This is a genomic window from Albidovulum salinarum (assembly GCF_025673475.1).
Lineage (GTDB): Bacteria > Pseudomonadota > Alphaproteobacteria > Rhodobacterales > Rhodobacteraceae > Albidovulum > Albidovulum salinarum.
Map to the genome: position 1 here is coordinate 26,590 of NZ_JAOVQO010000009.1, position 17,755 is coordinate 44,344.

At 68.3% G+C, this 17,755-nt stretch carries 24 protein-coding genes; 6 read left to right on the forward strand and 18 right to left on the reverse strand.

What is annotated here, in order from left to right:
- Positions 1-4 precede the first annotated feature (4 nt).
- Positions 5-1,231 carry an MFS transporter gene (locus OEZ60_RS10680; protein WP_263335833.1) on the reverse strand — a complete coding sequence of 409 codons (1,227 nt, stop codon included), beginning with the start codon at positions 1,229-1,231 and terminating at the stop codon, positions 5-7.
- Between the two features lie 133 nt (positions 1,232-1,364).
- Between OEZ60_RS10680 and OEZ60_RS10685 the strand changes: the two genes are divergently transcribed.
- Entirely contained in the window at positions 1,365-1,763 is a 399-nt protein-coding gene (locus tag OEZ60_RS10685; protein ID WP_263335834.1) for an META domain-containing protein, read from the forward strand.
- Here OEZ60_RS10685 and recO read toward each other — a convergent pair.
- The 12 genes from recO to folK all read right to left on the reverse strand — a co-directional run bounded on the left by recO (position 1,754) and on the right by folK (position 11,446).
- The gene (gene recO / locus OEZ60_RS10690) at positions 1,754-2,476 is read right to left on the reverse strand and encodes a DNA repair protein RecO (RefSeq protein ID WP_263335837.1); all 723 of its coding nucleotides are present in this window, start codon (positions 2,474-2,476) and stop codon (positions 1,754-1,756) included. The genes OEZ60_RS10685 and recO overlap by 10 nt on opposite strands.
- Positions 2,477-2,611: 135 nt before the next feature.
- Positions 2,612-2,953, reverse strand: a complete 342-nt coding sequence (locus tag OEZ60_RS10695) for a DUF1491 family protein (RefSeq protein ID WP_263335838.1) — start codon at positions 2,951-2,953, stop codon at positions 2,612-2,614.
- Positions 2,943-3,866 (reverse strand): GTPase Era, encoded by a 924-nt coding sequence (gene era / locus OEZ60_RS10700; RefSeq protein WP_263335840.1) that lies wholly within the window; start codon positions 3,864-3,866, stop codon positions 2,943-2,945. The genes OEZ60_RS10695 and era overlap by 11 nt, the downstream gene beginning before the upstream one ends.
- Positions 3,859-4,548 (reverse strand): ribonuclease III, encoded by a 690-nt coding sequence (gene rnc, locus OEZ60_RS10705; protein ID WP_263335843.1) that lies wholly within the window; start codon positions 4,546-4,548, stop codon positions 3,859-3,861. Before rnc ends, era begins: the two co-directional genes overlap by 8 nt.
- Positions 4,545-5,327, reverse strand: coding sequence for a signal peptidase I (lepB, locus tag OEZ60_RS10710; RefSeq protein WP_263335845.1), 783 nt, complete (start codon positions 5,325-5,327; stop codon positions 4,545-4,547). The genes rnc and lepB overlap by 4 nt, the downstream gene beginning before the upstream one ends.
- Before the next feature lie 56 nt (positions 5,328-5,383).
- Positions 5,384-5,794, reverse strand: a complete 411-nt coding sequence (gene acpS / locus OEZ60_RS10715) for a holo-ACP synthase (protein WP_263335847.1) — start codon at positions 5,792-5,794, stop codon at positions 5,384-5,386.
- A complete protein-coding gene (locus tag OEZ60_RS10720) occupies positions 5,791-6,774 on the reverse strand; it encodes an NADPH:quinone reductase (protein WP_263335849.1) in 984 nt (327 codons plus the stop codon). The genes acpS and OEZ60_RS10720 overlap by 4 nt, the downstream gene beginning before the upstream one ends.
- Positions 6,771-7,517 carry a pyridoxine 5'-phosphate synthase gene (locus OEZ60_RS10725; RefSeq protein ID WP_263335851.1) on the reverse strand — a complete coding sequence of 249 codons (747 nt, stop codon included), beginning with the start codon at positions 7,515-7,517 and terminating at the stop codon, positions 6,771-6,773. The genes OEZ60_RS10720 and OEZ60_RS10725 overlap by 4 nt, the downstream gene beginning before the upstream one ends.
- Before the next feature lie 78 nt (positions 7,518-7,595).
- Positions 7,596-8,264, reverse strand: a complete 669-nt coding sequence (locus OEZ60_RS10730) for a DUF2062 domain-containing protein (RefSeq protein ID WP_263335853.1) — start codon at positions 8,262-8,264, stop codon at positions 7,596-7,598.
- A 21-nt stretch (positions 8,265-8,285) separates the two neighbouring features.
- A complete protein-coding gene (locus tag OEZ60_RS10735) occupies positions 8,286-10,406 on the reverse strand; it encodes a RelA/SpoT family protein (RefSeq protein ID WP_263335855.1) in 2,121 nt (706 codons plus the stop codon).
- A 30-nt stretch (positions 10,407-10,436) separates the two neighbouring features.
- The gene (gene rpoZ / locus OEZ60_RS10740) at positions 10,437-10,790 is read right to left on the reverse strand and encodes a DNA-directed RNA polymerase subunit omega (protein WP_263335858.1); all 354 of its coding nucleotides are present in this window, start codon (positions 10,788-10,790) and stop codon (positions 10,437-10,439) included.
- 80 nt (positions 10,791-10,870) lie between these two features.
- Positions 10,871-11,446: a 2-amino-4-hydroxy-6-hydroxymethyldihydropteridine diphosphokinase gene (folK, locus tag OEZ60_RS10745; protein ID WP_263335861.1), complete on the reverse strand. Its 576-nt coding sequence runs from the start codon at positions 11,444-11,446 to the stop codon at positions 10,871-10,873.
- Between the two features lie 115 nt (positions 11,447-11,561).
- Between folK and OEZ60_RS10750 the strand changes: the two genes are divergently transcribed.
- From OEZ60_RS10750 to OEZ60_RS10770, 5 genes are all read left to right on the forward strand, one after another.
- On the forward strand, positions 11,562-12,134 hold the full coding sequence (locus tag OEZ60_RS10750; RefSeq protein ID WP_263335864.1) for a LabA-like NYN domain-containing protein: 573 nt from the start codon (positions 11,562-11,564) through the stop codon (positions 12,132-12,134).
- Positions 12,135-12,238: 104 nt separating this feature from the next.
- A complete protein-coding gene (gene ispH, locus OEZ60_RS10755) occupies positions 12,239-13,186 on the forward strand; it encodes a 4-hydroxy-3-methylbut-2-enyl diphosphate reductase (RefSeq protein WP_263335866.1) in 948 nt (315 codons plus the stop codon).
- Entirely contained in the window at positions 13,183-13,776 is a 594-nt protein-coding gene (locus tag OEZ60_RS10760; protein ID WP_263335869.1) for a class I SAM-dependent DNA methyltransferase, read from the forward strand. Before ispH ends, OEZ60_RS10760 begins: the two co-directional genes overlap by 4 nt.
- Positions 13,769-14,248, forward strand: coding sequence for a ribonuclease HI (gene rnhA / locus OEZ60_RS10765; RefSeq protein WP_263335872.1), 480 nt, complete (start codon positions 13,769-13,771; stop codon positions 14,246-14,248). Before OEZ60_RS10760 ends, rnhA begins: the two co-directional genes overlap by 8 nt.
- Positions 14,235-14,855: a trimeric intracellular cation channel family protein gene (locus OEZ60_RS10770; protein ID WP_263335874.1), complete on the forward strand. Its 621-nt coding sequence runs from the start codon at positions 14,235-14,237 to the stop codon at positions 14,853-14,855. Before rnhA ends, OEZ60_RS10770 begins: the two co-directional genes overlap by 14 nt.
- Here OEZ60_RS10770 and OEZ60_RS10775 read toward each other — a convergent pair.
- From OEZ60_RS10775 to def (OEZ60_RS10795), 5 genes are all read right to left on the reverse strand, one after another.
- Positions 14,852-15,094 carry a GlsB/YeaQ/YmgE family stress response membrane protein gene (locus OEZ60_RS10775; RefSeq protein WP_263335876.1) on the reverse strand — a complete coding sequence of 81 codons (243 nt, stop codon included), beginning with the start codon at positions 15,092-15,094 and terminating at the stop codon, positions 14,852-14,854. The two genes, OEZ60_RS10770 and OEZ60_RS10775, sit on opposite strands and share 4 nt — an antisense overlap.
- Before the next feature lie 75 nt (positions 15,095-15,169).
- Positions 15,170-15,619, reverse strand: coding sequence for a YybH family protein (locus OEZ60_RS10780; RefSeq protein ID WP_263335879.1), 450 nt, complete (start codon positions 15,617-15,619; stop codon positions 15,170-15,172).
- 105 nt (positions 15,620-15,724) lie between these two features.
- Positions 15,725-16,621 (reverse strand): methionyl-tRNA formyltransferase, encoded by an 897-nt coding sequence (gene fmt / locus OEZ60_RS10785; RefSeq protein ID WP_263335882.1) that lies wholly within the window; start codon positions 16,619-16,621, stop codon positions 15,725-15,727.
- 67 nt (positions 16,622-16,688) lie between these two features.
- Positions 16,689-17,192, reverse strand: coding sequence for a peptide deformylase (gene def, locus OEZ60_RS10790; RefSeq protein ID WP_263335883.1), 504 nt, complete (start codon positions 17,190-17,192; stop codon positions 16,689-16,691).
- Complete coding sequence (def, locus tag OEZ60_RS10795; RefSeq protein ID WP_263335885.1) at positions 17,189-17,710, reverse strand: peptide deformylase; 522 nt, start codon at positions 17,708-17,710, stop codon at positions 17,189-17,191. The genes def (OEZ60_RS10790) and def (OEZ60_RS10795) overlap by 4 nt, the downstream gene beginning before the upstream one ends.
- Between the last annotated feature and the right edge of the window lie 45 nt (positions 17,711-17,755).

The window sequence follows — 17,755 nt, forward strand, 5'->3', positions numbered from 1 at the left end:
CGGCTCAGGCGGGTTGCTCGGACTTCGCGCCGCGCGGCTCGCCGAGGCGCGGGTGGATCCGCCCGGCCAGCGCGATCATTGAGGCGAGCCCCCCGGCACAGGCGGCGAAGACGCCGGTGATCGGCAGCGCCAAGAGCACGAGCCAGGCGACGCCGGGCGAGAGAATGCCGGAGACGTCGCGGTAGCTCGAATACACCGCAGACATCTCCGTCCGCTCGGCCGGCCGCACCGCCATCAGGAACGGCAGGCTGCCGAAGGCGTCGAGCATGACGAGAAAGAGCGACGAGGTGAAGAGCGCGATCACCGCGAGTGGCGGCCAGACCTGGCCGAAGGCGGCGAGAAGGAAGCAGGCGGCGCAAGCGGCGAAGGTGATCCGGATCGCCCGCTTCAGTCCGCGCCGCTGCATCCAGCGCAGCATCCGCGGCGAAAGGAACAGGAAGGTGTTCGAGACCGAGAAGGCGGCGCTCGCCACCTGGTCGCCGAGGCCCGCCTCGATGCAGAAGATCGGCAGGTAGACGATATAGACCCACCAGCCCGAGGAGCGCAGCACCGCGAAGAGCCAGCCCGCGATCAGCCGCGGCTGGCGGAAGAACCGGGCGAGATAGGCGAGCGGGTTGGGGGCCGGCGCGCGGGCGCGTGTGATCAGTTTGCCGTTGCCGAGCCGCATGTACCAGAAGGTCGCAAGCAGCAGCGCGGCGAAGCCCATCGCGGCAAGGAACGGCAGCGGCTCCCAGTATTTCCAGAGCATCACGCCGATCACCGGCCCGGCGGCCCATGAAACCGCGGCATAGATCATCTTCAGCGACTCGCCGCGGCCGAGGTCGTGGCGGGCGATGTAGTCCATCACATAGGCATTGGTGCAGATGGAAACGGTCACGGTGGCGAGGCTCGTGAGCAGAAGCGCCAGCGGGGTCAGCACCGGTCCGCCGAGGATCGCGAGCGGGCAGCCGATCAGGTAGAACCCGACGCCCGCGGTATAGACCCAGCGCCGCGGTAGAAAGCGGCCGATCCAGGGCACCATCAGCCCGAAGAAGAGCGAACTCACCCCGATGCCGAAGTAATAGAGGCTCACCGCCGCCGCGTCGTCGGAGAGCGCCCGGTAGAGCACCAGCGGCCAGATCGAGACCAGCAGTCCGCGCAGCGAGGCCTCGATCCCGTTCAGAACGGCGAATCCCTTCACGCCGGGAATCCGGGCGTGGCGCAGGATGTCGGGAATATTGCGACTAAACATGGAAAGCCTCCGGGGTCAGAAGCCGCAGCCGGGGGCCTGTTGTCGCGACCGAATGCGACACCGATGTCGCTCCGCCACCGGTCGGGCCGGAAACCGCTTGCGGCGGCGCCGGGTTTGTCGGAACACTCGGGCCATGCGCCTTCCCCTCGCCTCCGCCGCCGCCCTTGCCGTCCTCGCCGCCTGCCAGGGCGACGAGACGATATCGGGCTATGCCGGGACCGACACGGCCTGGCGGCTGGTCGAGATCGACGGCGCGCCCTTCACGGCGCGAGCCGTGATCCGGTTCCCCGAAGCCGGGCAGGTCGCGGGCGAGGCGCCCTGCAACACCTTCTCGGGCCGGCAAAGCGCGCCCTATCCCTGGTTCAAGGCCGAGGCGCTTGCCGTGACGCGGCGCGCCTGCGACGCGCTCGCCGAGGAGACCCGGTTCTTCGCCGCCTTCGGCCGGGTGAGCCTCGCCGAGGTGCAGGGCGATATGCTGATCCTGTCCGATCCGGACGGGCCGGAAATGGTGTTCGAGAAGGTTCAGCCCTGACGGGCGAGCATCTGCACGAAACGCCGCCGCGCCTCGGGCAAGGGCCTTGTGCCGAGGTCGTGGGCGAGGTGGTGTTCAAGGAAGTGGCCGGTGAGCCGCAGCCCCTGCCCCAGCTCCACCGGCGTGGCCCCGCCCTGACCGAGCAGGCAGGCAGGCAGCGGCAAGAGCCGGTCGGCCCATTCCCCCGCCGCCGCCCGCGCCACGGCACGGCCCGATTTGGGGCTTACAAAGGCCAGGTCCTCGCGACTGCCTGTCACGGCGCAACGGCTGAGATCCAACCCGTAGCCGAGGTCCTCGAGCAGCAAGAGCTCCCAGCGCAGATAGGAGAGCACCCAGTCCGGCTCCGCGCCGAGCCGGTCGAGAAGCGCCACCGAGGCGGCGTAGAGGCCGGGATGCGCTTCGCGCTCGGGAAGCGCGAAGCGCAGGAGCGCGCAGACCGAATTGAGACCGGCCAACGCCAACCGGTCATCGAGGAGGCCGGTGCGCGACTGCAGCGGCTCCACGGTGAAGGTGCCGAGATGCTCCTCGAGCCGGCCGCGCCAGGTCACGTCGAGCTGGGCGCCGGGTTGCAGCACCGGCGCGAGCCGGCGCGAGGTGCCGCCTCGCACGACGCCCGCGTGGCGGCCGTGCGCGGCGGTGAAGACCTCGATGATCGCCGCGTTTTCGCCATGCGCGCGCACCGACAGAAGTGCGCCCTCGTCCCGCCAGTCCATCGGCCCTCCCGTCAGCGTGCGGGAACTATCCCCGGACGTCGCGCGATTGTCCATGTCGCGCCGGGGGCGCTGCCCCCGCCCCGGACCGGGTCCGGGGCTCCCCCGGGATACTTCCGGCAAGATGAAGGGACGGGATCAGTCTGCGAGCCCGTCCTCGTCCAGAAGCGTGCGGCCCTCGCGGCTTTCGATCTCGATCACCCAGAGATCGGGATCGGTGCGGCGCTGGCGGGCGATGGCGGCATCGACCTCGGTCTCGGGCCCCTCGGCCAGCACGACCCAGGCGCGGGCGCCCGTCATCAGGTCGAAGCTGCGCTGGTAGAGCCGGCCGTTGCCGTCGAGCGTGGCGAGCTTGACCAGCACCGCGCCCGCCGTGGGATCGCCCTTCGCGGTGACATAGGCCGGGATATGCGCCGCGCCGAGCCGCGCGAGATAGGCGCGGACCCAGAAATCCGCGGTCAGCCGCGGCTCAGTCACCATCCTTGAACTCGAGCCCCATCTCGGAATAGCGCTCCTTCTCCTCGAGCCAGTTCGGACGCACCTTGACCTGGAGGAAGAGGTGGACCGGCCGGCCGAGGAACTCCATGAGCTCGGCCCTGGCCGCCTGACCCACCGCCTTGATCGTCTCACCGTTGTGGCCGAGGATGATGCCCTTGTGGCCATCGCGGGCGACATAGACGATCTGGTCGATCCGCGCCGATCCGTCCTCGCGCTCCTCCCAGCGCTCGGTCTCGACGGTGAGCTGGTAGGGCAGTTCCTCGTGCAGCCGCAGTGTCAGCTTCTCGCGCGTGACCTCGGCGGCGATCATCCGCATCGGCAGGTCGGCGATCTGGTCCTCGGGGTAGAACCACGGGCCCTTCGGCAGCTCGGCGCCGAGCCAGGCCTTCAGGTCGTCGACGCCGTGGCCGCGCTCGGCCGAGATCATGAAGGTCTTCTCGAACGGATAGGCGTCGTTGAGCTTCTGCACCAGCGCCAGCAGCGCCTCGGCCTTGACCCGGTCGATCTTGTTGATCGCGAGCGCCACGCGCTGGCCCTCGCCCATCCGCTCGCGAAGCGTGTCGAGAATGGCTTGCACGCCCGGCGTCAGCCCGCGATGCGCCTCGATCAGGAGAACGACGATATCGGCATCCGCAGCCCCGCCCCAAGCGGCGGCGACCATCGCCCGGTCGAGCCGCCGGCGCGGCCGGAAGAGGCCCGGCGTGTCGACGAAGACGATCTGCGCGTCGCCCTCCATCGCGATGCCGCGGATCCGGGTGCGCGTGGTCTGCACCTTGTGGGTGACGATCGAGACCTTGGCCCCGACCATGCGATTGAGCAGCGTCGACTTGCCGGCATTCGGCTCTCCGATCAGCGCCACGAAGCCGGCGCGGGTTGTGGGTTCGGCCTCAGCCATTCGGGTTCTCCATCCGCGCCAGAAGCGCCTTTGCCGCCGCCTGTTCGGCCTGCCGTTTCGCTCCGGCCCGCGCCGTCTCGGCCTCGCCCGTCGCCAGCCGCACCTCGACGGTGAAGACGGGCTGGTGATCCGGCCCCTCGCGGCCGAGCTCGGTATAGGCGGGGGGCTGCAGGCCGCGCGCCTGGGCCCATTCCTGCAGCGCGGTCTTGGCGTCGCGGGCATCGGCCTCGACCGCGCCGATCCGGTTTCCCCAGAGCCTCAGGACCACGCCGCGCGCCGCCTCGAAGCCGGCATCGAGATAGACCGCGGCGATTACCGCCTCCATCGCGTCGCCGAGAAGCGCCTCCTTGCGCCGGCCGCCCGACATCATCTCCGACCGGCCGAGTTTCAGAACATCGCCGACGCCGACCTCACGCGCGACGGCGGCACAGGTCTCCTTGCGGACGAGCGTGTTGAAGCGGGGGGCAAGCTGGCCCTCGCTCGCCGACCTGTCGGCGGCGAGCAGCGCCTCGGCCATGACGAGGCCGAGCACCCGGTCGCCGAGAAACTCCAGCCGCTGGTTGTCCGGCCGGGTCGGCGTGGCGATCGAGGCGTGGGTGACGGCGCGTACCAAAAGGTCGGCGCGCGCGAAGTCGTGCCCGATCCGGGCCGCGAAGGCCTGAAGGTCGGCCCCGAGCCTCACTCCACCGCCTTGAAGAAGCGGTCGGACCGCCAGGTCCAGAAGTAGAAGAGCGAGCGGCCGGCGGAGGAGAACATGATCCGGTCGGCGCGGCCGATCAGGTATTCGGCGGGCAGGAAGCCCACCCCGTTCGGCAGCGCGAAACGGCTGTCCTGGCTGTTGTCGCGGTTGTCGCCCATGAAGAAGTAGTGGCCCTCGGGCACGGTGAAGATCGGCGTGTTGTCCGCCGCGCCGTTACGGATGTTCAGGACGTCGTGGCGCACGCCGTTCGGCAGCGTCTCGATCCGGCGCTCCTTGATGCAGGTGCCGCCCTGGCCGACCGGGTCGTTGGCGCATTGCGGCATATTGCCCTGCGAGCCCTGCGGCTGCTTGATCTCCTCGAAGGTGCCGGCATCCTCCTGCGGCACGGGCTGGCCGTTCAGCCACAGGACGCCGTCCTTCACCTGCACGGTGTCGCCGGGCAGGCCGATCAGGCGCTTGATGAAATCCGCGCCGTTCGCAGGATGGCGGAAGACCACGACGTCCCCGCGCTCGGGCTCGGAGCCGAAGAGGCGGCCGGAGATCGGGCAGGCCGAGAACGGGCAGGAATAGGCCGAGTAGCCATAGGCCATCTTGTTGACGAAGAGGAAGTCGCCGATCAGGAGCGTGTCCTTCATCGACCCGGAGGGGATCCAGAACGGCTGGTAGAACAGCGTGCGGAACACGCCCGCGATCACGAGCGCCCAGAATACCGTCTTGATCGTCTCGACGACCCCCTCGGTCGCCTTCGCCTTCGCCGCCATGATCCTGCCTGTCCCTGTTTTGGCCCCGCGCTACATGATCGCCCGCGCGGAAGGTGTCAAGTTACGCCCGCCTCCGGCCGGGCCTCGATCACCACGAAGGCCTGCGCCCAGGGGTGGTCGTCGGTCAGCGTGACGTGCACGATCGCCGCGTGGCCCGGCGGCGTCATCTCGGCGAGCCGCTCGGCGGCCCAGCCGGTCAGATGCATCACCGGCTGGCCGGTCGCGAGGTTCGAGACGGCCATATCCTTCCAGGAGATCCCCATCCGGAGCCCGGTGCCGAGCGCCTTCGAGCAGGCCTCCTTCGCGGCCCAGCGCTTGGCATAGGTGCCGGCGCGATCCTTGCGCCGCTCTGCCTTGCGCTGTTCGACCTCCGTGAAGACTCGGTTCAGGAACCGCTCGCCGAAGCGGTCGAGCGTGGCCTGGATGCGGTCGATATTGGCGAGGTCCGTGCCGATACCGAGGATCATCCTCCCCACTCCATCACCACGGTGCCGAGCTTCGTGCCGGCCTCGACCATTTCATGCGCGGCGGCGCAATCCGCGAGCCCGTCCCCGGGCACGACCGCGTGAGAGAGCGCACCGGCCTCAAGCCATTCCGTCAACTGCGCCTCGCCCCGGCGCCGCGTCGCGGGATCGAGGAGATAGACGAGGATCATGCGCAGGGTGACGTTCTTGAACATGAATGGATAGAAGTCGAGCACCGGCCGCATCTGGGAGGCCGAGGCATAGGTCGCGATCACGCCGCCGGGCTTCAGGAGCGCGAGCGACGCCGCCTGGTTGGCGGCGAAATCGATCTCGACGATGCGATCCACGCCTTCGCCGCCGGTCATCTCTATCACCGCTCCGGCGACATCGCTGTCGCGGTAGTTGACCCATTCGGCCGCGGTCGAATGCGCGGCCTTCTCGGCAGAGGAGACGGTCGCGATTACCCGCGCGCCGCCGAGCGCGGCCATCTGGCAGGCATAGCGCCCGACCGTGCCCGCGCCGCCGGTGACGAGCACCGTCTTGCCCGCGACCGGGCCGTCGGCAAAGACCGCGTGCCAGGCGGTCATGGCGGGGATGCCGAGGCAGGCGCCCTCGGCGAAACCCGCCGCCTCGGGCAGCCGCACCGCCTGCTCGGCCGGAAGCGCGATCAGTTCGGCCGCCGTACCGAACTGCCGCTGCCAACCGCCGTTCCAGATCCAGACCCGATCGCCGATCCGGGCGCTATCGACGCCCGCCCCCACGGCCTCGATCACGCCGGCGCCGTCGGAATGCGGCACGATCCTCGGCCAGGCCATGACCGCGCCCGCCCGCGCCCCGGCGCGGAGCTTGACGTCCGAGGGGTTCACGCCCGAGGCGCGGAGCCGCACCAGCACCTCGCCCGGCCCCGGCACGGGATCGGGCAGTGCGCCGACCGTCAGCACCTCGGCCGCGGGGCCGAACGCCTCGTACCAGACGGCCTTCATGCCTCGGGCCGCGCCGCGTCCATCAGGCGGCGCATCTCCGCGATCGCGGGCTGGAGGCCGGTGAAGATCGCCTCGCCGATGAGAAAATGACCGATGTTGAGTTCCCGCACCTCGGGAAAGGCCGCGACCGGACCCACGGTGTCATAGGTCAGCCCGTGGCCGGCATGGACCTCGAGCCCGAGCGAATGGGCGAAGGCCGACATCTCGCGCAGCCGCGCCAGTTCCGCATCGCGCTCGGCGACCTTCCCCTCGGCGTGGAAGTCGCAATAGGCGCCGGTGTGAAGCTCCACCACCGCCGCGCCGATCCGGTGGGCGGCCTCGATCTGGGCGGCGTCGGCGGCGATGAAGATCGAGACGCGGCATCCGGCCTCGGCCAGGGGCGCGATGAAATGCGCGAGCCGGTTCTCCTCGCGCGCGACCTCGAGCCCACCCTCGGTGGTCCGCTCCTCGCGCTTCTCGGGCACGATGCAGACCGCGTGCGGCCGGTGGCGGAGCGCGATCCGCTGCATTTCCTCGGTCGCGGCCATCTCGAAGTTCAAGGGCACCGACAGCGCCTCCATCAGCCGCTCGATGTCGGTGTCCGTGATGTGGCGGCGATCCTCCCTCAGATGCGCGGTGATACCGTCGGCCCCGGCCTCCTCGGCCAGTTTCGCGGCGCGCACCGGGTCAGGATAGGCCGATCCGCGCGCGTTGCGCACGGTCGCCACATGGTCGATGTTCACGCCAAGCCGCAGATGGTCCACGCGCCGTCCTCCCCTTCGTTGATCCTGCCCGAGACTAGACCGCCCGCCCCCGCGCTGTGAACGGCCGATATGTGACGGTTACGATTCCCGCTCCGCCTTCTCGTGCCGCTCCTCGACGCGGGCGTGGAGCTTGGCCTTGAGCTTCTCGAACCGGTCCTTGAGCCGCTTGCGGCGGTGCTTCTGATAGGCGGCGATCAGCGGCTCCGACAGGTAGTAGCAGGCCACGCCGGCCACGATACCGGGCAGCAGGCCGCCGACGAGATAGGGCAGGAACACTTCGTTCCAGAAATTGTAGAGCCCGTGCCAGCGCGTCGTCTCCGGCGTGAAGATGGCAATGAAGTTATGCTTCAGATCCTTGCCCGCATCGGCGAACTTGCCGAAGAGAGTCGCGTGCTGGGTCTCGTCGAAATCGGTGCCGAGGATCAGGTGACCGAGCTTCATCGAGGTGAAGGCGATAATCGGAAAGGTCAGCGGGTTGCCGAAGAAGGTACCGAGGAGCGCCGCGAGGATGTTGCCGCGAACCGCCTTGGCAACAAGCGCCGCGCCGATGAAGTGGAGACCAAAGAGCGGCGTGAAGCTGATGAAGACGCCCGCGCCCACGCCACGCGCGATCCGGTCGGCGCGGTCGGGCAGTCGGCGGACGCGGTGCTTGACGTAGTGGAAGGCGCGGGTCCAGCCGCCGCGCGGCCACAGGGCCTCGGCTAGGATCCTGAGGTAAGACCTCGGATTGCGGCGCTTGAAGACCAATTCCCGTTCCCCTTCCGCCCCTCAGGGCTTGCGACCGAGGTCGCGGTAACGCTCCACTTGCGCAACGTCGCTTTCCGCCTCCAGCGCGGTCAGCACCATGTGCAGATGCTCGGCATCCCTTAGATCGACTTCCACAATAAGACGGTAAAAATCCGGCTTTCTGTCGACGAAAGTCAGATCGGAGATATTGGCCTTCTGCTCGCCGATCAAGGTGCAGATGCGCCCCAGCACACCCGCGTCGTTGGCAATCGTGAGGTTGAGGCTGACGGAATGGACCGGGGCATGACGGCCCGAATGCCAGCGCAGGTCGACCCAGCGGGCCGGTTGCTCCTCGAACTCGGCAAGCGCGGGGCAGTCGATCGCATGGACGACGACGCCTTGGCCGCGATAGGTGATGCCGACGATGCGCTCGCCCGGCACCGGCTGGCAGCAGTTGGCGCGGCGGAAGGACTGGTCGGCCATCAGGCCCACGACCGGGCGGCGGGCGTCGACCTCCTCGACGGGCTGGGTCGCGAGCTCGGGATAGATCGCCTCGATCACCTCGCGCGCGGTCAGTTCTGCGCTGCCAAGGCGTGCCAGAACCTCGGTCTCGTCGGAGAGCCCGAGCGTCTTCGCCGCAGTCCTGAGCGCCTTTTCGGTGGCCTTGCGGCCGTGATGCTCGAAGGCGACGCGCGCGAGTTCCTGGCCGAGCTTGACGAACCGCTCGCGGTCCTCTTCGCGCAGGCTGCGGCGGATCGCCGACTTGGCGCGCCCGGTTACCACGATGTCGATCCAGGTCGCCTGCGGGCGCTGGCCGGTGGCGGTGATGATCTCGACCGACTGGCCGTTCTTGAGCCGGGTCCAGAGCGGCACCCTGATGCCGTCCACCTTGGCGCCGACCGTCGAATTGCCGATCCGCGTGTGGATCGAATAGGCGAAGTCGATCGGCGTCGCGCCCTTCGGCAGCTGCACCACGTCGCCCTTCGGCGTGAAGCAGAAGACCTGGTCGGAATACATCTCGAGCTTCACGTTCTCGAGGAACTCGTCGTGATCCTCGCCATTGTCGAAGCGTTCGGTCAGCGAAGCGATCCACTTCGCCGGATCGACCGCGAACGGGTTCCGCGCCCGCTCGCCGTCGCGGTAGGACCAGTGCGCGGCGACCCCGGCCTCGGCGACCTCGTGCATCTGGCGGGTGCGGATCTGCACTTCGACGCGCTTGCCGTCGCGGCCCGAGACGGTCGTGTGGATCGAGCGGTAGCCGTTCGATTTCGGTTGGCTGATGTAGTCCTTGAACCGTCCCGGCACCGCCCGCCAGCGGCGGTGGATCGCGCCGAGAATGCGGTAGCAGTCGGCCTCGTTGCGGCAGATCACCCGGAAGCCGTAGATGTCTGAGAGCCGCGAGAAGGCGAGCTGCTTCTCCTGCATCTTGCGCCAGATCGAATAGGGCTTTTTGGCCCGTCCGAAGACATCGGCCTCGACGCCCTCCTTCTCCATCTCTGCGCGAATGTCGGCGGTGATCTTGTGGATCACGTCGCCGGTTTCCTTCTGCAGCGTGATGAAGCGGCGGATGATCGAGGAGCGCGCCTCGAGGTTGACGACGCGGAACGAGAGATCCTCAAGCTCCTCGCGCATCCACTGCATGCCCATCCGGCCGGCGAGCGGCGCGAATATGTCCATCGTCTCGCGCGCCTTGCGAACCTGCTTCTCATGAGGCAGCGACTTGATCGTGCGCATGTTGTGCAGCCGGTCGGCGAGCTTGACGAGGATGACGCGCAGATCCTTCGACATCGCCATGAACAGCTTGCGGAAGTTCTCCGACTGCTTCGATGCCGTGGACGAAAGCTGCAGATTGGTCAGCTTGGTGACGCCGTCGACAAGCTCGGCGATATCGGTGCCGAACCGCTCCTCGATCTCGGCATAGGTCGACTTGGTGTCTTCGATCGTGTCGTGCAGGAGCGCGGTGACGATCGAGGCGTCGTCGAGCCGCTGCTCGGTCAGGATCGCCGCAACGGCGACGGGATGGGAGAAGTAATCCTCGCCGGAATGGCGCTTCTGCCCCTCATGCATTTCCCGGCCGTAGTCGTAGGCACGGCGAATCAGGTCGGCATTGGTACGGGGATTGTAATTGCGGACCAGCGCGATCAGGTCTTCGACATCGATCATTCCGGTCCGCGCGCCTCGGCTAGAGTGGGCTCAGCCCTGCCCCTGCGCTTCCATCAGCGCCCGGAGCAGTTTCTCCTCCGACATATCGTCGGCCTCGGGCCGGTCGACCTCGGCACCCATCAGGAGCGCCATCGAATCTTCCTCGGGCTCGTCGACCTCGATCTGGGTCTGGTTGCTTTCGATCATGCGCTCGCGCAGGTCGCCGGCGGTCTGGGTCTCGTCGGCGATCTCGCGCAACGAGACGACGGGGTTCTTGTCGTTGTCGCGGTCGATCGTGAGCGGGGCGCCGGCAGCGATCTCGCGCGCCCGATGCGCGGCGAGCATCACCAGCTCGAACCGGTTCGGAACCTTGTCAACGCAGTCTTCAACCGTCACGCGGGCCATTCGGAGCTCCAATCGGATTGGGAGATATGGAGCCCGCTATTTATGCGCTCCGCTCCCCCTTGACAAGCGAAGTTTCCCTGTCAAAGCGGGCAAATCTCCGCTTTCTCGGCCTCCGGCAGGGCATCTGCCATCTCTGCCACGCTTTGCCCCGTCGCCGGATGGCGCCAGCCGGGCGCGATCTCGGCGAGGGGAATCAGCACGAAACCGCGGTCCTGCAGCCGCGGATGCGGCAGGATCAGCCCGTCCGGCGCCTCGGCGCGCTGACGTTCGGGCGACAGCCCGACCCAGGCGGCCTGGGTCTCCGGATCGGGCGCGATCCGGTCGCCGAGCCACAGCAGGTCGAGGTCGAGCGTGCGCGCGCCCCAGCGCCGCAACCTCTCGCGACCGTGGCGCGCCTCGATCTCGTGCAGCACGGCGAGCACCTCCTCTGCCGCGAGGCCGGTTTCCACGATTGCCGCGGCGTTGACGAAGTCCGGACCCGAACCGGCAGGGAAGGCCGGAGTGCGGAAAAACCGCGACACGGCGGCGAGCGGTCCGATCCGCCCGGCGATCTCGCGGAGCGCCGAAACGAGCGTTTCGGACGGATCGCCGGACGGCGATGGCTCGTTGCCTCCGAGCGCGATTGCTGCTAGCCTATCCTTTTGGACAGATACCATTTTTTGTGTCACTCTGTCTAAGTCCTAAGCAAGGGGAAGAACGTCGTCGTAGGTCCAGTTTGCCCACCCAAACGTTTAATGGATCATCGGCGGCGATATTTGAGAGGACCCATTGATGTTCTACAAGGACGAACGGCTCGCGCTGTTCATTGACGGATCGAATCTATACGCGGCCGCCAAAGCACTCGGATTCGACATCGACTACAAGCTCCTTCGTCAGGAGTTCGAGCGCCGCGGAAAGTTGTTGCGCGCATTCTACTACACCGCACTGCTCGAGAACGACGACTACTCACCGATCCGGCCACTCGTCGACTGGCTCCACTACAACGGCTTCACCATGGTGACGAAGCCCGCGAAGGAATACACCGACAGCCAGGGCCGGCGGAAGGTCAAGGGCAACATGGACATCGAGCTCACGGTCGATGCGATGGAGCTTGCGCCGCGCGTCGACCATATCGTGCTGTTCTCGGGCGACGGCGACTTCCGCCCGCTGGTCGAGAGCTTGCAGCGCCAGGGGGTTCGGGTCTCGGTCGTCTCGACGATCCGCTCGCAGCCGCCGATGATCGCTGACGAGCTGCGCCGTCAGGCCGACAACTTCATCGAGCTCGACGCGCTCCGCGAGGTAATCGGTCGCCCCCCGCGCGAGACCCGCTTCGAGCGCGAGGAAGCGACCGCGAGCAACGGCTGACAACGGATCCGGGGCCTCCGTGCCCCGGTTTCATCTTTCCGGGGCTGGACGCGAGACGCCGGGCCGCATAGGTCTGTGGCGCACGTCGAGCCGCGGACCCTGCCATGCCCAAGCCCCTCACCCTTTATCTCGCCGCGCCGCGCGGCTTCTGCGCGGGCGTCGACCGCGCGATCAAGATCGTCGAGATGGCGCTCGAGAAATGGGGTGCGCCGGTCTATGTGCGCCACGAGATCGTGCACAACAAGTTCGTCGTCGACGGGCTCCGCGCCAAGGGCGCTGTCTTCGTCGAGGAGCTCGACGACTGCCCCGCCGACCGCCCGGTGATCTTCTCCGCCCACGGCGTGCCGAAATCGGTTCCGGCCGAGGCCGAGCGGCGCGCGATGACCTATGTCGATGCCACCTGCCCGCTGGTCTCCAAGGTCCATATCGAGGCCGAACGACATTTCCAGAACGGGCTCCAGATGGTGATGATCGGCCATGAGGGCCATCCCGAGACACTCGGCACGATGGGCCAGCTTCCCGAGGGCGAGGTGCTGCTGGTCGAGACGGTCGCGGATGTGGCGCGGATCGCGCCGCGCGATCCCGACAGGCTTGCGTTCATCACCCAGACGACGCTCTCGGTCGACGACACCGCCGGCATCGTCGCGGCGCTGAAGGCGCGGTTCCCCGCCATCGTCGGGCCGCACAAGGAAGACATCTGCTACGCCACGACCAACCGCCAGGAGGCGGTCAAGGCGATCGCGGCGAGGATCGACGCGCTTCTCGTGATCGGCGCGCCGAACTCCTCGAACTCGAAGCGCCTCGTGGAAGTTGGCCGAGCCGCGGGCTGCGCCTATGCCCAGCTCGTGCAGCGCGCCACGGATATCGACTGGCGCGCGCTCGACGGTATCCGCGCGGTCGGCGTGACCGCGGGCGCCTCGGCGCCGGAAGTGCTGGTGAACGAGGTGATCGACGCATTTCGCGACCATTTCGACGTGACCGTGGAACTCGTGGAAACCGCGCGCGAGCGCGTCGAGTTCAAGGTGCCGCGCGTGCTGCGGGAACCGGCATGAGCGCCGACGAACGTACCCTGGCCGTCTACGACGCGAAGGCCGCGGACTATGCCGCACGGTTCGCCGCGGAGCGCCCCGACCGGCACCTCGCAGGCTTCATCGCCGCACTGCCGAAGGGCGCGCGGGTGCTCGACCTCGGCTGCGGCCCGGCCGATGCCTCGGCCTTCATGCGCGCGGCCGGCCTCCTCCCCGATCCGGTCGACGCCGCCCCGGCAATGGTCGCGCTCGCCAACGCGCGCCACGCGATCGGCGCCCGGCTGGCGACCTTCGACGATATCGACGCGATCGCGGCCTATGACGGCATCTGGGCGAACTTCTCGCTGCTCCACGCGCCGCGCGCCGACCTGCCGCGCCACCTCGCCGCGCTGCACCGGGCGCTGACAGCGGGTGGCCTCCTCCATATCGGCATGAAGACCGGCACCGGCGAGGGGCGCGACACGCTCGACCGGTTCTACACCTATCTCGGCCGCGACGAGCTTCTCGGCCTGCTCGCGGCGGCGGGGTTCACCGTCACCGACACCGACGAGGGCGTCGAGGCCGGCCTCGCCGGAACGCCCGACCCCTGGATCATCGTCCGCGGCCATGCCTGAGCTCTTCGCCTATACCGACGGGGCCTGCTCCGGCAATCCCGGCCCCGGCGGCTGGGGCGTCCTGATGATCGCCAAGGACGGCGAGACCGTGCTCAGGACCCGCGAGCTGAACGGGGGCGAGCCGGAAACCACCAACAACCGGATGGAGCTGCTGGCCGCGATCTCGGCCTTGGAGGCGCTGACGCGCGCCTCTGTGATCACCGTCATCACCGACAGCGCCTATGTTAAGAACGGCGTGAGCCAATGGATCCACGGCTGGAAGCGCAACGGCTGGAAGACCGCCGACAGGAAGCCCGTGAAGAACGTCGATCTCTGGCAAAGGCTCGACGCGGCGCAGGCGCGGCACAAGGTGCGCTGGGAATGGATCAAGGGCCATGCCGGCCACCCCGAGAACGAGCGCGCCGACGAGCTCGCGCGGGCGGGGATGAAGCCCTTCAAGCCGAAGAAGAAGGCCGCCAATGACGGTGCTTGAGCTTCTCGACTACGCCTCGGTCTTCATCTTCGCGCTGACCGGCGCGCTGGTGGCGAGCCGGGCGCAGCTCGACATCGTCGGCTTCGGCTTCGTGGCGAGCCTGACAGCCGTCGGCGGCGGCACGCTGCGCGACGTGATCCTCGATCGCAACCCGATCTTCTGGGTCGCCGAGCCCGCCTTCGTCGCGGTCGCCATCGCCGCGGCGGTGCTCGTCTTCTTCACCGCCCATCTCTTCGAAAGCCGGCTGACGGTGCTGACCTGGCTCGACGCCTGCGCGCTCGCCGTCGCGGTCCCGGCGGGAACGGGCGTCGCGCTGGCGCTCGGGCAGCATTGGGGGATCGTGCTCCTGATGGGGGTCGCGACCGGCTGCTTCGGCGGTTTGATGCGCGACGTCGTGTGCAACGAGGTGCCGCTGGTCCTGAAGCAGGGCGAGCTTTACGTCACCGCCGCCTTTGCCGGCGCCTCGGCCGCGCTTCTCGCGACAGGATTCCTGCCGACCAGTTTCGCGCTCCTGGCCTGCGCCGGCGTGACCTTCACGCTCCGCGCCGGGAGCCTGGTCTTCGGCTGGAGCCTGCCCGTCTACAAGTCGCGCCCGCCGCGCCGCTAGCGGCCCTTCGGCCCGTAGCTCCGCCACAGCCAGATCAGCGCCATCGCGCCGAGCATGGCCCCGACGAAGCCGCCGAGCCAGCCCGAAACCATCAGGATGAACCGGATCACCAACCCGCCGGCCAGCGCACCGAGCACACCGATCGCCACGGTCGAGACCGGATCGGCCTCGATCCCCATCAGCCGGGTCGCGATGAAGCCCGCCGCCGCCCCGATGATGATCAAGCCGATAATCGCCATGCCGACCTCCGTCCCGCTACGCACTTCAATATGGGGCGCGGCCGGCCGGAAGTGAATGGCGCCGGCTTCCGACGCTCAACCGGCCGGATCGGCGTTCCAGATGTCCCAGTGAAGGTTCCAGGCCCCGGCCTCGTCGCGCTTCCAGATAACGATATACTTGCCGGCGACGGACTGCATGCCACCGTTTCCGTCCGGAACCGAGAGCGTGAACGTCCCGATCTCGTTGGCCATGTCGCCCGCGAGGTCGAGCGTCACCGTGGTCAGGTCGAGATCGGTGGCCCCCGCCTCGATGAAGCCCGCCCACAGGGCTTCGGCGCCCTCGCGCCCGTTCACCATGGCCATGTCGGGCGGCATGAGCACCGCATCGGCGGAGTAGAGCGCCGCGACCCCGGCCGCGTCGCCGCCGTTGAACGCGGCCTCGAAGGCGGCATTGCGTTCCCCGATGGCGGCACCGTCATCCGCCCAGGCCAGTGTCGGAACGAGGATTGCCCAAACGAGGGCAAGGTTGCGTGTGGTCGTCTTCATCGGCCCCTCCCATTATCGGTCTGCCCGGAACTCCGACTCGGAGCCCGGGCACATGACAGGCGGCAAGCATACAACAGACGACCCGAGGGTCCGAGCGCAACCGCCTCAGCCAAGCCGGTCGGGAAGCGTCAGCCCGCGCAGGATCTCCGCCGCCAGCATCGGCTTCTTGCCCTCGCGCTGAGCCTCGAGGATCTCGACCGCGCCGGTCCCGCAGGCCACGGTGAAGCCTGAAAGCACCGCGCCCGGCGCGCCCGCGCCAGTCGCCAGCCGCGACCGCAGAAGCTTCACCCGCTCGCCCGCGATCTCGCACCAGGCGCCAGGAAACGGCGAAAGCCCACGGATCTGCCGGTCGACGTCCTCTGCCGCGCGGCTCCAGTTCACCCGCGCCTCGGCCTTGTCGATCTTGGCGGCATAGGTCACGCCCGCCGCCGGCTGCGGCTCGGCCACGAGCGCATCGAGCCTCGCCAGCGCCTCGACGATGGCCCGCGCCCCCATCGCCGAAAGCCGGTCATGCAGTTCCGCCGTCGTCTCCTCCGGCCCGATCGCGGTGCGCTCGCAGAGCAGCACCGGCCCGGTGTCGAGCCCCGCCTCCATCCGCATGATGCAGACGCCGGTCTCGGCGTCGCCCGCCATGATCGCCCGGTGGATCGGCGCCGCCCCCCGCCAGCGCGGCAGCAGCGAGGCATGGATGTTGAGACAGCCCCTCGCCGGCGCGTCGAGCACCGCCTGCGGCAGGATCAACCCATAGGCCACGACCACCGCGACATCGGCCCGAAGTGCGGCGAACTCCGCCTGCGCGTCCGCCCCCTTCAGGTTCACCGGATGACGCAACGTCAGGCCCAGCGCCTCGGCCCGCGCCTGAACCGGGCTCGGCCGGTCCTTCTTGCCGCGACCGGCGGGGCGCGGCGGCTGCGTGTAAACGCAGACCACCTCATGCGCGGCATGCACCGCCTCCAGCGCGGCGACGGAAAACTCCGGCGTGCCCATGAATACGACGCGCATGCCCCGCCCCTTCTTCATTGCCCAAATACCCCGCGGGGGGTCCGGGGGGCGCGAAGCCCCCCGGCCGCTATCCGCGCTTTCTCAGCTTCTCGGCCTTGGCGACCAGCATCTTGCGGCGCATGGGCGAGAGGTGGTCGAGATACATCTTGCCATTCAGATGGTCGATCTGGTGCTGCACTGAGGTCGCCCAGAGCCCGACGAAATCGCGCTCCTCCAAGTCGCCAGCCGCGTTAAGGAATCGCACCGTCACCGCCCGCGGCCGCTCGATCGAGGCGAAGACGCCGGGCAGGTTCGGGCTCGCCTCGTCATGGCGGCGAAGCTGGATCGAAGCGTGGAGCACTTCCGGATTGGCCATCCGCACCGCCTGGCCGCGCTTGTCCGAGCAATCGACGACGGCGAGCCGCAGCATGATCCCGATCTGTGGCGCGGCGAGCCCGTAGCCCGGCATCGCATCCATCGTCTCGACCATGTCGTCCCAGATCATGCCGATCGTCTCGGTGACGGCGGCAACCGGCTCGGCCGGGGTCCGGAGCCGCTTGTCGGGATAGGGAACGAAGGCCCTGACCGTCACAGCCGCGCCTGCTCGCGCTTAAGCTTCTGCATCTTGCGGGTGATGAGCTGGCGCTTCAGCGGCGTCAGGTAGTCGATGAAGAGCTTGCCATCGAGATGGTCAATCTCATGCTGGACGCAAGTTGCCCAGAGCCCGTCGAACCGCTCCTCCTCAGCCGTGCCATCGAGCGTGAGCCACCGCACCGCGACCTCCGCCGGGCGCGTCACCTCGGCATATTGCTCGGGGATCGACAGGCAGCCCTCCTCGTAGGTGTTCACCGCCTCAGAGGACCAGGTGATCTCGGGGTTGATCAGCACCATCGGCTTCGGCGCCGCGTCGGGATCCTTCACGCAGTCCATCACCAGGATGCGCTTCATCAGCCCGACCTGCGGTCCGGCAAGGCCGACCCCCGGCGCGTCATACATGGTCTGGAGCATGTCATCGGCGGCCCTGCGCAACTCGTCCGTGATGTCGGTCACGAGGTCGCAGCGCTTCTTCAGGCGCGGGTCGGGATGGATCAGGATCGGGCGTATCGTCATGCGGCTGATTTAGGCCAAGCCCGGGCCGCGCGCAATGCCCGCCTC

Bases quoted from the DNA above. Each gene is read 5' to 3' on its own strand.
- OEZ60_RS10685 (WP_263335834.1), top strand. From the start codon at position 1,365: ATGCGCCTTCCCCTCGCCTCCGCCGCCGCCCTTGCCGTCCTCGCCGCC.
- era (WP_263335840.1), bottom strand. From the start codon at position 3,866: ATGGCTGAGGCCGAACCCACAACCCGCGCCGGCTTCGTGGCGCTGATC.
- OEZ60_RS10720 (WP_263335849.1), bottom strand. From the start codon at position 6,774: ATGAAGGCCGTCTGGTACGAGGCGTTCGGCCCCGCGGCCGAGGTGCTG.
- lepB (WP_263335845.1), bottom strand. From the start codon at position 5,327: ATGGCGGCGAAGGCGAAGGCGACCGAGGGGGTCGTCGAGACGATCAAG.
- OEZ60_RS10775 (WP_263335876.1), bottom strand. From the start codon at position 15,094: ATGGCGATTATCGGCTTGATCATCATCGGGGCGGCGGCGGGCTTCATC.
- fmt (WP_263335882.1), bottom strand. From the start codon at position 16,621: ATGCGCGTCGTATTCATGGGCACGCCGGAGTTTTCCGTCGCCGCGCTG.
- OEZ60_RS10750 (WP_263335864.1), top strand. From the start codon at position 11,562: ATGTTCTACAAGGACGAACGGCTCGCGCTGTTCATTGACGGATCGAAT.
- ispH (WP_263335866.1), top strand. From the start codon at position 12,239: ATGCCCAAGCCCCTCACCCTTTATCTCGCCGCGCCGCGCGGCTTCTGC.
- rnhA (WP_263335872.1), top strand. From the start codon at position 13,769: ATGCCTGAGCTCTTCGCCTATACCGACGGGGCCTGCTCCGGCAATCCC.
- OEZ60_RS10760 (WP_263335869.1), top strand. From the start codon at position 13,183: ATGAGCGCCGACGAACGTACCCTGGCCGTCTACGACGCGAAGGCCGCG.
- OEZ60_RS10735 (WP_263335855.1), bottom strand. From the start codon at position 10,406: ATGATCGATGTCGAAGACCTGATCGCGCTGGTCCGCAATTACAATCCC.
- OEZ60_RS10780 (WP_263335879.1), bottom strand. From the start codon at position 15,619: ATGAAGACGACCACACGCAACCTTGCCCTCGTTTGGGCAATCCTCGTT.
- folK (WP_263335861.1), bottom strand. From the start codon at position 11,446: ATGGTATCTGTCCAAAAGGATAGGCTAGCAGCAATCGCGCTCGGAGGC.
- OEZ60_RS10695 (WP_263335838.1), bottom strand. From the start codon at position 2,953: ATGGTGACTGAGCCGCGGCTGACCGCGGATTTCTGGGTCCGCGCCTAT.
- rpoZ (WP_263335858.1), bottom strand. From the start codon at position 10,790: ATGGCCCGCGTGACGGTTGAAGACTGCGTTGACAAGGTTCCGAACCGG.
- def (WP_263335885.1), bottom strand. From the start codon at position 17,710: ATGACGATACGCCCGATCCTGATCCATCCCGACCCGCGCCTGAAGAAG.
- acpS (WP_263335847.1), bottom strand. From the start codon at position 5,794: ATGATCCTCGGTATCGGCACGGACCTCGCCAATATCGACCGCATCCAG.
- OEZ60_RS10770 (WP_263335874.1), top strand. From the start codon at position 14,235: ATGACGGTGCTTGAGCTTCTCGACTACGCCTCGGTCTTCATCTTCGCG.
- recO (WP_263335837.1), bottom strand. From the start codon at position 2,476: ATGGACTGGCGGGACGAGGGCGCACTTCTGTCGGTGCGCGCGCATGGC.
- OEZ60_RS10680 (WP_263335833.1), bottom strand. From the start codon at position 1,231: ATGTTTAGTCGCAATATTCCCGACATCCTGCGCCACGCCCGGATTCCC.